The sequence below is a fragment of the Sphingomonas sp. genome, from assembly GCF_029239295.1.
Taxonomy (GTDB): domain Bacteria; phylum Pseudomonadota; class Alphaproteobacteria; order Sphingomonadales; family Sphingomonadaceae; genus Sphingomonas.
The window spans coordinates 50,427-62,249 of the sequence record NZ_JAQZBC010000010.1; the positions used below are offsets into that span (position 1 = coordinate 50,427).

15 protein-coding genes are annotated in these 11,823 nt (G+C 66.5%); 12 read left to right on the forward strand and 3 right to left on the reverse strand.

The window, feature by feature from the left end; all coding sequences use genetic code 11:
* Positions 1-15: 15 nt before the first annotated feature.
* The 6 genes from K0S66_RS11095 to K0S66_RS11120 all read left to right on the forward strand — a co-directional run bounded on the left by K0S66_RS11095 (position 16) and on the right by K0S66_RS11120 (position 4,696).
* Positions 16-672, forward strand: coding sequence for a hypothetical protein (locus K0S66_RS11095; RefSeq protein WP_301075457.1), 657 nt, complete (start codon positions 16-18; stop codon positions 670-672).
* 93 nt (positions 673-765) lie between these two features.
* Positions 766-1,557, forward strand: coding sequence for a uroporphyrinogen-III C-methyltransferase (gene cobA, locus K0S66_RS11100; protein WP_301075458.1), 792 nt, complete (start codon positions 766-768; stop codon positions 1,555-1,557).
* Entirely contained in the window at positions 1,554-1,850 is a 297-nt protein-coding gene (locus K0S66_RS11105; RefSeq protein WP_046411012.1) for a DUF2849 domain-containing protein, read from the forward strand. The genes cobA and K0S66_RS11105 overlap by 4 nt, the downstream gene beginning before the upstream one ends.
* Before the next feature lie 42 nt (positions 1,851-1,892).
* Positions 1,893-3,524, forward strand: coding sequence for a nitrite/sulfite reductase (locus tag K0S66_RS11110; RefSeq protein WP_301075459.1), 1,632 nt, complete (start codon positions 1,893-1,895; stop codon positions 3,522-3,524).
* A complete protein-coding gene (locus K0S66_RS11115) occupies positions 3,517-3,945 on the forward strand; it encodes a DUF934 domain-containing protein (RefSeq protein ID WP_301075460.1) in 429 nt (142 codons plus the stop codon). Before K0S66_RS11110 ends, K0S66_RS11115 begins: the two co-directional genes overlap by 8 nt.
* On the forward strand, positions 3,938-4,696 hold the full coding sequence (locus tag K0S66_RS11120) for a phosphoadenylyl-sulfate reductase (RefSeq protein WP_301075461.1): 759 nt from the start codon (positions 3,938-3,940) through the stop codon (positions 4,694-4,696). The genes K0S66_RS11115 and K0S66_RS11120 overlap by 8 nt, the downstream gene beginning before the upstream one ends.
* A gap of 46 nt (positions 4,697-4,742) precedes the next feature.
* Here the strand turns inward: K0S66_RS11120 and K0S66_RS11125 are convergent, their stop codons facing one another.
* The gene (locus K0S66_RS11125) at positions 4,743-6,233 is read right to left on the reverse strand and encodes a replicative DNA helicase (RefSeq protein WP_301075462.1); all 1,491 of its coding nucleotides are present in this window, start codon (positions 6,231-6,233) and stop codon (positions 4,743-4,745) included.
* Positions 6,234-6,352: 119 nt separating this feature from the next.
* Between K0S66_RS11125 and K0S66_RS11130 the strand changes: the two genes are divergently transcribed.
* From K0S66_RS11130 to K0S66_RS11140, 3 genes are read left to right on the forward strand one after another with little or no spacing between them, the layout of a single operon-like run.
* A complete protein-coding gene (locus K0S66_RS11130) occupies positions 6,353-6,835 on the forward strand; it encodes a UPF0262 family protein (protein WP_301075526.1) in 483 nt (160 codons plus the stop codon).
* A gap of 14 nt (positions 6,836-6,849) precedes the next feature.
* Entirely contained in the window at positions 6,850-7,515 is a 666-nt protein-coding gene (locus tag K0S66_RS11135; RefSeq protein WP_301075463.1) for a GH25 family lysozyme, read from the forward strand.
* Complete coding sequence (locus tag K0S66_RS11140; protein ID WP_301075464.1) at positions 7,512-7,970, forward strand: cytidine deaminase; 459 nt, start codon at positions 7,512-7,514, stop codon at positions 7,968-7,970. Before K0S66_RS11135 ends, K0S66_RS11140 begins: the two co-directional genes overlap by 4 nt.
* 50 nt (positions 7,971-8,020) lie before the next feature.
* Here the strand turns inward: K0S66_RS11140 and K0S66_RS11145 are convergent, their stop codons facing one another.
* Positions 8,021-8,800, reverse strand: a complete 780-nt coding sequence (locus K0S66_RS11145) for an SDR family oxidoreductase (protein ID WP_301075465.1) — start codon at positions 8,798-8,800, stop codon at positions 8,021-8,023.
* A gap of 127 nt (positions 8,801-8,927) precedes the next feature.
* On the opposite strand from K0S66_RS11145, the gene K0S66_RS11150 reads away from it, so the two are divergent.
* Together K0S66_RS11150 and K0S66_RS11155 are read left to right on the forward strand one after the other, a co-directional pair.
* Positions 8,928-9,674 carry a LuxR C-terminal-related transcriptional regulator gene (locus K0S66_RS11150; protein ID WP_301075466.1) on the forward strand — a complete coding sequence of 249 codons (747 nt, stop codon included), beginning with the start codon at positions 8,928-8,930 and terminating at the stop codon, positions 9,672-9,674.
* 32 nt (positions 9,675-9,706) lie between these two features.
* Positions 9,707-10,891, forward strand: coding sequence for an acyl-CoA dehydrogenase family protein (locus K0S66_RS11155; protein WP_366520821.1), 1,185 nt, complete (start codon positions 9,707-9,709; stop codon positions 10,889-10,891).
* Between the two features lie 28 nt (positions 10,892-10,919).
* Here the strand turns inward: K0S66_RS11155 and K0S66_RS11160 are convergent, their stop codons facing one another.
* Positions 10,920-11,282: a VOC family protein gene (locus K0S66_RS11160; RefSeq protein ID WP_301075467.1), complete on the reverse strand. Its 363-nt coding sequence runs from the start codon at positions 11,280-11,282 to the stop codon at positions 10,920-10,922.
* A gap of 113 nt (positions 11,283-11,395) precedes the next feature.
* Here K0S66_RS11160 and K0S66_RS11165 point away from each other — a divergent pair, with 113 nt between their 5' ends.
* Positions 11,396-11,809, forward strand: a complete 414-nt coding sequence (locus K0S66_RS11165; RefSeq protein ID WP_301075468.1) for a hypothetical protein — start codon at positions 11,396-11,398, stop codon at positions 11,807-11,809.
* Positions 11,810-11,823: the final 14 nt, after the last annotated feature.

Genomic DNA, 11,823 nt, shown 5'->3' on the forward strand with positions numbered 1-11,823 from the left:
GGCCGTTCAGCACGGATGCGAAACCTTTCCCCGGCGTTGATCCTTGCCGTCGCGCTCGCCGCCTGCTCGTCCGAACCCGACAGCCCCAATGCGACCGCCACGATCGACGTGCCGCCCGCCACGACGAACACCGCCGCGACGCCGGTCGCCCCCCCGTCTCCCGCGAGCAGCCCGACTCCGCTGGCCAGTCCCACCGCCGCAGCATCGCCCGATACGCCCCCCACCCAAGCGCCGCCGCCGGGCAAGACGCTGGCACTGGAGGGGCTTGGCGCACTGCGCATCGGCCAGGCTGTCCCGCGCGGCAGCGGCTGGGCGGAACGCGGCGCTCAGATCGACGAGGGCTGCCGTACCGTCAGCTCGCCCGCCTATCCCGGCGTCTATGCGATCGTTACCGATGGCAAGGTGCGTCGCATCACCGTGGGCCAGCGGTCGGACGTGAAGCTGGTCGAAGGCGTCGGCGTCGGATCGCCCGAACGTGCGGTGCGCGAGTGGTTCGGCGGCTTCCGCGCAGAACCGCATAAATATGAGGACCGTCCGGCCAAATATCTGACCGCGCCCAATGCGGCGAGCGGCGGACCGGCGCTTCGTTTCGAAATCGGTCAGGACGGCAAGGTCAGCCTGATCCATGTCGGCACCATGCCGGTGCTCGGCTATGTCGAAGGATGCGCCTGACACTACCGATCGGGTCGGGAATAGCTGACCTACGGCATCGCCAAGGATCGCTCGGTTGCTGCCCTGCCGCCGCAGCGCCATGTTCACGTTACGATGGCGAGCCTTCTTGATCCTGATGCACGCGGACGCGTGATCCTTGTCGGTGCCGGCCCGGGCGATCCGGGCCTGTTGACCGTACGCGCCGTGGAGGCGCTGAAAGCCGCGGACGTGGTGGTGCACGACGGGTTGATCGACCCGCGCGTGCTCGACATCGCGCCGGCGACCGCCCACCGCATCTCGGTGGCGAAGCGGCGCGCGCGCCACACCCTGCCACAGGAGGCGATCAATGCGCTGATCGTGGCGCATGTGCGCGCGGGCAGCCAGGTCGTCCGGCTGAAGGGCGGCGACCCCTTCATCTTTGGCCGGGGCGGCGAGGAAGTGGAGGCGGTGCGCGCCGCCGGCCTCCCGGTCGAAGTGATCCCGGGCGTGTCGGCAGCGCTGGGCTGCGCCGCCGAGGCGATGCTGCCGCTGACGCATCGCGACCATTCCAGCGCGGTCAGCTTCGTTGCGGGCCAGTGCAAGGGGCTGACCGAGCAGGACTGGTCGGGTCTCGCCGGCCAGGGACGCACGCTGGTGATCTACATGGGTGTGGCGACCGCGGATGCGATCGCGGACAAATTGATCGCCGATGGCGTGGCGCCCGACATGCCTGTCGCGGTGCTGGAAAAGGGCACCTGCCCCGGCCACCGCGCGCTGAAGACACTGCTGGCGGATCTGGGCGCGATGGTGACCCGCGAGAAGGTGGCCAGCCCGGCGATCATCGTCGTCGGCGAAGTGGTCGAATTGTCGGATGCGGAGGACAAATTGGTATCCTGGGCACGTGCTGCGGAGAGCATGAACGGATGAAATTGCTGACGGGAAATGATCTGGTGACCGGCGACGTCACATGGTGGACCGGCGAAGGCTGGTCGCGCCATGTAGAGGATGCCGTCGACGTTGGCGATCGCGGCGAAGCGATCGCCAAGGCGGAGGAAGGCGCCCGCCGGGTCAACGTGCCCTATGTGATCGATGCAGTGGCGACGCCGGAGGGGCCGCGACCCGCGCACATCAAGGATCGTATCCGCGCGCTCGGCCCGACCGTTCGGCCCGACCTGACGCTGAAGCCGGCTGATCCCGATGCGGGCAGCTGGGTAATTTGACCCGCGATCCCGCCCGATTGGGGCGGGGACCAGGAAGACACGATGTATCAATATGACCAGTATGACCAGTCGATCGTCGACGCCCGGGTGGAGGAATTCCGCGATCAGGTGAAGCGGCGCCTCGCGGGTCAGATGACGGAGGACCAGTTCAAGCCGCTGCGGCTGATGAACGGCCTCTACCTGCAATTGCACGCCTATATGCTGCGCGTCGCGGTACCCTATGGCACGCTGAGCAGCCGGCAGATGCGGATGCTGGGGCATGTCGCGCGCAAATACGACCGCGGCTATGGCCATTTCACGACGCGGCAGAACATCCAGTTCAACTGGATCAAGCTGGAGGACGCACCCGACATCCTCGCCGAGCTGGCGACCGTCGAGATGCACGCCATCCAGACTAGCGGCAATTGCATCCGCAACATCAGTTCGGATCAGTTTGCCGGCGCCGCCGCGGACGAAGTGACCGACCCTCGTCCCTGGGCCGAGCTGCTGCGTCAGTGGTCGACGTTCCACCCCGAATTCACTTACCTGCCGCGCAAGTTCAAGATCGCGGTGATCGCCGCGGCGGAGGATCGCGCGGCGATGCGGCTGCACGATATCGGGATCGAGCTGCTGAAGAAGGACGGCGTGCTCGGCGCCAAGATCTTCGTCGGTGGCGGCATGGGCCGCACCCCGATGATCGCGCACGAGATCCGCGACTTCGTGACCGCCGACGAGCTGCTGAGCTACCTCGAGGCGTGCCTGCGGGTCTACAATCGCTACGGCCGGCGCGACAATATCTACAAGGCGCGGATCAAGATCCTGCTCCACGAACTGGGCCCCAACGAATATCGTCGCCAGGTTGAGGAAGAATTCGCGCATGTGAAGACGCTGGGCATCGATCCGCCAGTGGCGGAGCTGGAGCGGATCAGCGCCTTCTTCGCACCGCCGGCGTTCGAGAGCGGCCTGTCGGAGGACGTGGATCGCAGCGATCCCGATTTCGCCGTCTGGCTCGACCAGAATGTGAAGGCGCACAAGCAGCCGGGCTATGCGATCGTGAACGTGTCGCTGAAGCCTGTCGGGGGGATCCCCGGCGATGCCTCCGCCGACCAGATCGACGTGATGGCGGATCTGGGCGAGCGTTATTCGTTCGACGAGCTGCGCGTGACCCATGCGCAGAACATCGTCCTGCCGCATGTGCGCAAGGCTGACCTGTATGCGGTGTGGCAGAAGTTGACCGAGGCCGGGCTGGCCGAGGCGAACCTGGACCTCATCAGCGACATCATCGCCTGCCCCGGCCTTGATTATTGCAGCCTCGCCAATGCGCGGTCGATCCCGCTGGCGCAGAAGATCGCGCAGCGCTTCAGCGATCTCGACCGGCAGCGCGACCTGGGCGAGCTGAAGCTGAAGATCTCCGGCTGCATCAACGCCTGCGGCCACCACCATGCCGGCCACATCGGCATTCTGGGCGTCGATAAGAAGGGCAAGGAAAACTACCAGCTCTCGCTTGGCGGATCGGGCGCGGAGGACGTCAGCCTCGCCAAGATCACCGGGCCAGGATTCGACGAGGACGGCGTGGTCGACGCGATCGAGCGCGTGACGGACCGCTTCGTGCAGGTGCGTGAGCCGGGCGAACGTTTCCTCGACACCTATCGCCGCGTCGGCTTCGAGACGTTCAAGGAGGCGATCTATGGATAATCTGCTCCGCTTCCGCGACGACGAGGCACATGACGAGCCGGCGATCACGCTGGATTCGTTCCTTGATGGCCAAACCAATGCCGGTGCGGTCCGGCTGGAGGCGGGCGACGATGCGCGCGCGCTGCTGCCCTCGCTGGGCCAGCTTGCGCTGGTCGAGGTGAGCTTCCCCACGTTCCGCGACGGGCGCGGCTATTCAGCGGCGCGGATCCTTCGCGAGGCGGGCTATACCGGGGAATTGCGCGCCGCCGGCGACGTGCTGGTCGACCAGATCCCGCACATGCGCCGCTGCGGCTTCGACAGCTTCGCGCCTGAGGCCCCCGTCGATGCCGAGACGCTGAAGCGCAGCCTCGCTCGCTACGACCACCCTTATCAGCGCGCCGCCGACCAGGCGGTGCCCGTTTGGAAGTTACGCCATGGCTAGTGCTGCTCGTTGCCTCGACATGATCGATGTCGCGCCCGCCTTCACCGCCGAGGACGCGGCGGCGATGGAGGCGCGCTTTGTCGGCGTGTCCACCCAGGACATGCTGCGCGATCTGCTCGGCGGCGAGCTGAAGGGCCGCATCGCGGCGGTTTCGTCGTTCGGAACCGAATCTGCGGTGCTGCTCCACATGGTGGCGCAGGTTGATCGCGACGTACCGGTCGTGTTCACCAATACCCAGAAGATGTTCGGCGAGACGCTGGAATATCGTGACGAGCTATCGGAGCGGCTGGGGCTGACCGATCTGCGCGTTTTCCGCCCCGATCCGTGGCTGCTCGCCGCTAAGGATGCAAACGGGCTGCGCTGGTCCTACGACCCCGACGGCTGCTGCGACCTGCGCAAGGTGGAGCCGCTGCGCCGTGCGCTGCTGCCGTTCGACGCCTGGATATCGGGGCGCAAGGGCTTCCAGTCGGCGACGCGTACCGCGCTGCCGCGGTTCGAGGTGGACGATGGGCGGCTGAAGCTGAACCCACTGGCCGACTGGGATCGCACCCGGCTGGAGGCGTATTTCGACGAGCATGAATTGCCGCGCCATCCGCTGGAGGCGAACGGCTATCCCTCGATCGGGTGCAAGCCGTGCACGTCCAAGGTGCAGCCGGGCGAGGATCCGCGCGCCGGCCGCTGGCGCGGCTGGGACAAGGTGGAATGCGGCATCCACGTGCCCGAAACGCCGGGCGAAGAACCAGCCTTCTGATCGGCGACAGGGCGGACAAACGTCGCCGCCCTCCCCCTCCGCGCGATCAATAGCCGGCGTAGTCGCTGAAGCGGGTGACGCTGGGGTCAAACTTCATCGTCACCTTGCCGGTTGCGCCGTGACGCTGCTTGGCGATGATCAGTTCGGCAAGGCCGTACACGCGCTCCATGTCGCTTGCCCATTGCGCGTGATCCTCGAAGATCTTCGTCGCGTCGCCCTCGCTAGGGCGCTTGGGCTCCTTCGCCGCGACGTAATAATCCTCACGGAACACGAACCACACCATGTCGGCGTCCTGCTCGATCGAGCCGGATTCGCGAAGGTCGGAAAGCTGCGGGCGCTTGTCCTCGCGCTGTTCGACCGCACGGCTGAGCTGCGACAATGCGAGCACGGGGACGTGGAGATCCTTCGCCAGCGTCTTCAGGCCGCGGCTGATTTCCGAGATTTCCTGCACGCGGTTGCCGTCGCTCGCCTTGCCGCTGCCCGAAAGGAGCTGAAGGTAATCGACGATGACAAGGCCGATCTCGTTGTTGTGGCGGCGCTGCAGCCGGCGGACGCGCGTGTGAAGCGCGCTGATCGACAGGCCGCCAGTGTCGTCGATGAACAGCGGCAGCGTTTCGAGATCGGCGGCGGCGGCGGCAAGCTGGTGGAACTCGGCGCGGCTGATGTCGCCGCGGCGCAGCTTTTCAGAAGTGATGCGCGCTTGTTCGGCCAGGATACGCGTGGCCAGCTGGTCGGCGGACATTTCCAGGCTGAAGAACGCGACCTTTGCGCCGATCGACTCGCTAGGCGCGATGCCGGCTTTCATGTCCATCATCCAACGCTGGGCGGCGTTGAAGGCGATGTTGGTCGCCAGCGACGTCTTGCCCATGCCCGGACGGCCGGCGAGGATCATCAAGTCGGACCGGTGCATGCCGCCGATGCGGGCGTTCACCGTGTCGAAACCGGTGGTGATGCCTGAAACCTTGCCGCCCGAATTGAGCGCGGTCTCGGCCATCTTCAGCGCGACCTTGGTCGCCTGCGCAAAGCTCTTGATCGCATTTTCGGTCGTGCCGTCGGCGGCGACCTTGAACAATTCCTCCTCGGCCAGCTCGATCTGGGCGCGCGGGTTAACCTCCTCCGAGGTGTCGATCGCGCGTTCGACAAGCGTACGCCCGACCGTAACCAGCGAGCGGAGCATGGCGAGATCGTAAATCTGCTGCGCGAACTGGCGCGCGCCGATCAGGCCGGCGCCTGATCCCGTCAGCTGGGCGAGATACGCCGGGCCGCCGAGTTCACGCATCCCCTCGTCCGCATCGAACATCGGCCGCAGCGTGACCGGTGTCGCCAGCATGTCGTTGGAGCGCAGCGTCTTGATCGCAGCGAAGATGCGGCCGTGAACGGGTTCGAAGAAATGCGCCGGCTCGATCCGGTCGACAATGTCGTCGGCGAGCCGATTGTCGATCATCATCGCGCCGAGCAGCGCGGCCTCCGCCTCGACGTTGCGGGGCAGCTGAATAGGTTCGGCCGGAGCCGGGTTGGGGAATGCCAGAGTCGCCATCAGGCGTCTGCGTCTACCCCGGATCGGTGCACGCGGGAACCGGCGGGACGCACAATCCTGTGGACGAGATTGTCGCAGGCGAGATTGTCGGGGCCGCCGTTGGCCAGTATCGCATCCCGATGGCCGATCCGCGGATCATCGATATCGAATTGGACGAACGCACGATCCTGTGGCGATCGGCCGATATCGAGCAGGAACGGCGGATCGCGATCTTCGATTTGATCGAGGGCAATTATTTCGCTCCGCAAAAGCAGCACCCCGATGGCTATGCCGGCCCCTACAAGCTGGCCCTGTCGGTGGAGGAAGGCCGGCTGATCCTTCAGATCAAGCGTGAGGATGGCAGCCCGCTGGAGGCGCACATCCTGGGAATGGCGCGTTTCCGCCGTCCGATCCGGGATTATTTCGCGATCTGCGACAGCTATTTTCAGGCCATCCGCCAGTCGACGCCGCAGCAGATCGAAACCATCGATATGGCCCGTCGCGGGATTCACAACGAAGCGGCGGAGTTGCTGAAGGATCGTCTGGCGGGCAAGATAGAGCTCGATTTCGATACCGCACGCCGGCTGTTCACGCTGATCTGCGTGCTTCACATCAAAGGTTAAATGTCGTGTTTCGGTTGAGGCGTTTCCTGCTGCTCGTCGGCGTGCTTGTCGTCGGCGCCCTCTTCGCATGGCGCGCGGCGGTGCAATGGCACCCGTCGGTTGCAGACTATGCCGTGCAGGGCGTCGACGTCAGCGACACCAACGGCGCCGTCGAATGGAAGGTCGTTGCCGGGGGCGGCGCCGATTTCGCTTATGCCACCGCCACCCATGGGGCGACGCGGCGCGACCAGCGGTTCGGCGAGAATTGGGATGGCATCGCCAACGCCGGGATGCGGCGCGGCGCGGTACATCGCTGGTCGCTGTGCGATCCGGCGATCGACCAGGCCAATGCGTTCAACACGGTCGTTCCGCGAACCGACGACGCGCTGCCCGCGGCGATCGATTTCGACTATTCGGAAGACTGCACTTCCCGCCCTGATCCCGCGACACTGATCGAGGACGTGCGCAGCGCCGCCGCGTTGATAGAGGCGCATACAGGGAAACCCGTGCTGCTGCGCGTATCGCGCGCGTTCGAACGCGATTATGACCTCGCCAGCGCGCTGCCACGCCCGGTATGGGCGAGCGGATTTTTCTTCATGCCCGATTACGCTGCTCGGCCGTGGCGCATGTGGCGGGCGAGCGACATACGGCGGATCGACGGTATCGACGGTCCCGTGAACTGGAACGTGGCAGCATCATGAACGACGAAGCAAGCACCCTGATCGACCTGGCACGCGCCGCCGCGCTTCACGCGCACGCGCCTTATTCCAACTTCGGCGTCGGCGCCGCGGTTCTGCTGTCAGACGGACGGGTGGTGAGCGGCGCCAATTTCGAGAACGCCAGCTACGGCCTGTCGCTGTGCGCTGAAACGGTTGCGATCGCCACGGTCAATGCGCAGGGCCGCCTCGCGGATGTCGTCGCGATCGGCGTGGTCGGCGGCATGATCCGCGACGGCGCAATTGCTGGCACCGATGTGGTGCGCCCGTGCGGACGCTGCCGACAGGTGATCAACGAGGCGGCGCAGATCGGCGGTCGCGATGTCCGCGTGCATTGCGCGGGGGCGCAAGGCGATGCGCTGACCAGCTATCGCTTGTCCGAATTGCTGCCGGACGCTTTCGGCCCTGCCGATCTGGGCATCACCGCGCGACGTGATTGACCGACCTGCCGGCCGCCCGCCGATGCGGAAACGGCCGGTGAAGGTTCTGCTCAGCCGAGCGCGTTGGCGCCGGCGTCACCCAGGTCGCTGCCACCATCGACGTTCAGGATCGCGCCGGTGACATATTTCGCCGCCGGGCTGGACAGCCACAGCGCGGCTTCGGCGACGTCCGCCTTGGTGCCATAGTCGCGAAGCGCCAATCGGCCCTTGATCTGCGCCTCGCGCGCCGGATCGCCGCCGAGCCGCTTCATCCCCTCGGTATCACCGATCGGCCCCGGCGAAATGCCGTTCACGCGGATACCGGCAGGGCCCCATTCGAGCGCCAGGCACTTCGTCACCATGTTGACGCCTGCCTTCGCAGCGCAGGCGTGGATCTGGAACGCCGAGGGATGCACCGCCTGCCCCGCAGTGATCGCGATCAGCGAGGCGCCCGGCTTCGTCAGGTGATCGTAGCTCGCGCGAAACACGTTGAACGTGCCCAACAGGTCGATGTCGACCACGGTCTTGAACGCATTGGCCGACAGCTTCACCGCAGGCGCGAGGAAATTGCCCGCGGCGCCGGAGATCAGAACGTCGACCGGGCCGAACTTCGCCGTCGCCTGCGCATAGGCTGCCTCCAGCCCTTCATAGTCGCGCACGTCGCATGCGATCCCCAGCGCCTCAGCGCCGGCGTCACGGATACCCTGCGCCGCGGCCTCGATCTTGTCGGCGCTGCGGCTCAGCACCGTCACCTTCGCGCCAGCACGCGCGAAGCTGTGTGCGATCTCCAGATTGATGCCGCTGGATGCACCCGCGACGAACACGTGCTTGCCGGAATAATCCTGGCTCATGGCTTTCCCCTCCGTACCATAACTATAGTTATGCCCTTACATCGCGTGATCCGCGATCGAGCGCAAGACCCGCCCTTGTCCGCATCCCGGCGGGCGGCTAGCGCAGCGGCAGGGAGCGGGAGCGCACATGCAGTCGGATCGATCGGCAGCCTTGTCGTGGGAGGATGTGGACGCGCTCGCCGCCGAGGCAGTGGCGCTCGGCGAGCGCGCCGGGCTGCCCTATCTCGCGGCGCAGAGCGACCTGGGCGATCCCGTGCCGATGGCCGACCGCGACGGCCGCGCCTATGCCGAACGGATGCCATGGGTGTGTGTGACCGACACCTATTGGCGCAACCGCAGCCTGGCGCTGCGATCAAGCTTTCTCCACGCCGCGCGCATCTTTGCCGAGCCGATCTGGTATGCCGACGGACGGCTGGGTTCGTGGCGCCCGACCGGCCTGCTCGATGCGATCGATTGTTCGCGGGTGACGCAGGAGTTCGGCTTCACCGGCGCGGTGATCGCGCCCGTTCACCTGGCCGGGGGACAGGTGGGAACTGTGCTGTGGGTCGCGACCGCACCGGTCGACATGCCGGCGATCTTCGCCACCTGGGCCGAGCCGATGTTCGCGCTCGCCTATCGCCTGCTGGCGGCGCACACCGAACTGACCATGCGCCGCGTGCGGACGCCGCCAGGGCAATTGTCCGCGCGCGAGGCGCAATGCGTGCGCTGGGCGGCGGCGGGGAAGACCAATGCCGAGATTGGCACCATCCTGTCGCTCTCGGTCTCGACCGTCCGCTTCCACCTGCGCAACGCGGCGGAAAAGCTGGGCGCCACGACGCGCGCGCGGATGATCCAGATCGCGACCGGCCACGGCTTCCTCGGCCCGCACGCCTGAGCGCGGCGCCGTCGCCCTGACAGGAGCGTCAGGTGCATGGCCGCGCCGGTCAGCGCACGGTGGCCGGCATGGAGAGCCTGAACAGCGCAGACGCGCGCGCCTTTCGTGACGAGGTGCGCACCTTTCTGTCCGAGAAGCTGACGCCCGAGCTGCGGCGCGGCGCACGGCGCGGGACCAGCGTGTTCCTGCATCCCGAGGTTGCCGATGCGTGGCAGCGGATCCTGCACGCGCAAGGCTGGGCCGCGCCGGATTGGCCGGTCGAATATGGCGGCACCGGCTGGAACGAGATCCAGCGCTACATCTGGGCGGAGGAATATGCCCGCGCCCATGCACCGGGCCTGTCGCCGATGGGGCTGAAGATGGTGGCGCCGGTCATCATGCATTATGGCTCGCCGGAGCAGAAGGCGACGCTGCTGCCACGCATACTCTCCGGCGAGGATCGCTGGTGCCAAGGCTATTCGGAACCCGGCTCGGGCTCCGACCTTGCTTCGCTGAAGCTGCGTGCGGTACGCGACGGCGACGATTATGTGCTGAACGGCTCCAAGATCTGGACCACGCACGCACATTTCGCCAATCGCATGTTCTGCCTGGTGCGTACCAGCACGGAGGGGCGGCCGCAGACCGGAATCACCTTCCTCCTGCTGGAGATGAACACGCCCGGCATCACCGTCTCGCCAATCCATACGCTAGCGGGCGAGCATGAGTTCAACCAGGTGTTCTTCGACGACGTCCGCGTGCCGGTTAGCGGCAGGCTGGGCGAGGAGAATGACGGCTGGACTGTGGCAAAGCACCTGCTGACGTTCGAGCGCTCCGGCCGCTATGCGCCGGGCCTTGCCGCGACGCTCGACATGGTACGCGAGGCGGCCGAGACGGCCGGCTGGCTCAGCCACGAAGGCAATCGCGAGCGGCTGGCGCGGGAGGCGATTGCGGTGGAGGCGTTGCGCGCGATCGAACTGGCGGGCCTCGAGGGTGGCGGGCCGGCGGACGCCGTGCGCCCGTCAATGCTGAAGGTGCTTGGGACCGAAGCCTCGCAACGCATCGACCTTTTGGCGCTGGAGATCGCCGCCGGATGGGACGGCCCGATCGAGGATGCGCCCGATGCAATCGCCATCGCGATGCCGAAGTATTTGAACAATCGGGCGGCGAGCATCTACGCCGGATCGAACGAAATCCAGCGCGATCTGATCGCGCGGGTGGTGGTGGACCAGGCGGCCTGACGCGCCAAACAATCGGCGCGGTGGCGGCTTAGCAGCGTTCGAGCAGCTCGATGCGGTTGCCGAACGGGTCCGCGACATAGCGGCGGACGTATCCTGCCAGGGGCTCGTCCTCGACCGCCGCGAACCCGTCCGCGGCGAGAGCGGCAACAAGCGCCGCCAGATCGGTGACGAGGAACGCCGGATGCGCCTTGCGGGCAGGTCGGAAATCCGGCTCGAGTCCCAGATGCACCTTCAGCGCGCCGCGCTCGAACCAGCAGCCGCCGCGCGCCGCCAGATTGGCCGGCTTCGGGAGCTCGGGAATCCCGAGAAGACCGGCATAAAAGCTGTGCGCCGCCGCCTCCCCGCCGGGCGGCATCGCGATCTGGACGTGGTCGAGCGCCTCAACCGGCATGTCGCTCCTCCCCTGCTTGCCCTGGGTTCACAACACAGTGCGCGATGCTGGGTCTGATTGTCCATTACGCCAGTGCGTCTTGCCGTTTCGCCCCGCAGCTGTTGTAGTGGGGCATGTTACGGGCGTTTGCCAAATCGGTGCTGGCGGGTGCGCTAATTGGGGCGGCGCCCTTCCTGATCGTCTCCATGATGTTCGGCCTGTTTGGGCTGATCCGGATTGAACGCCTCAGCGACATTCCATTGTCTTTGTTCCTGGCGATCATGCCGCTTCTGGTCGCCGTGCCGATCGTGGCGGGCGGCGCGGTGCTGATCGGGTTGCCGCTGACCGCATGGCTGACGCGCCATGCGCGTGAAAGCGCACTGGCCTATGCCGGGGTCGGCATCATCGCCGGCGCGGCGCTCGCGGCCATGATCGTCTTCGTCATCGACGTGTACGACGGCTATTGGCTTGCCGGCATGGGCGCTGCGAGCGGCGGGGTCACGGGCTGGACGTGGTGGGCGTCGGCGCGGCAGCCGAACGCCCGCTAGCCAACGGCCGCCAT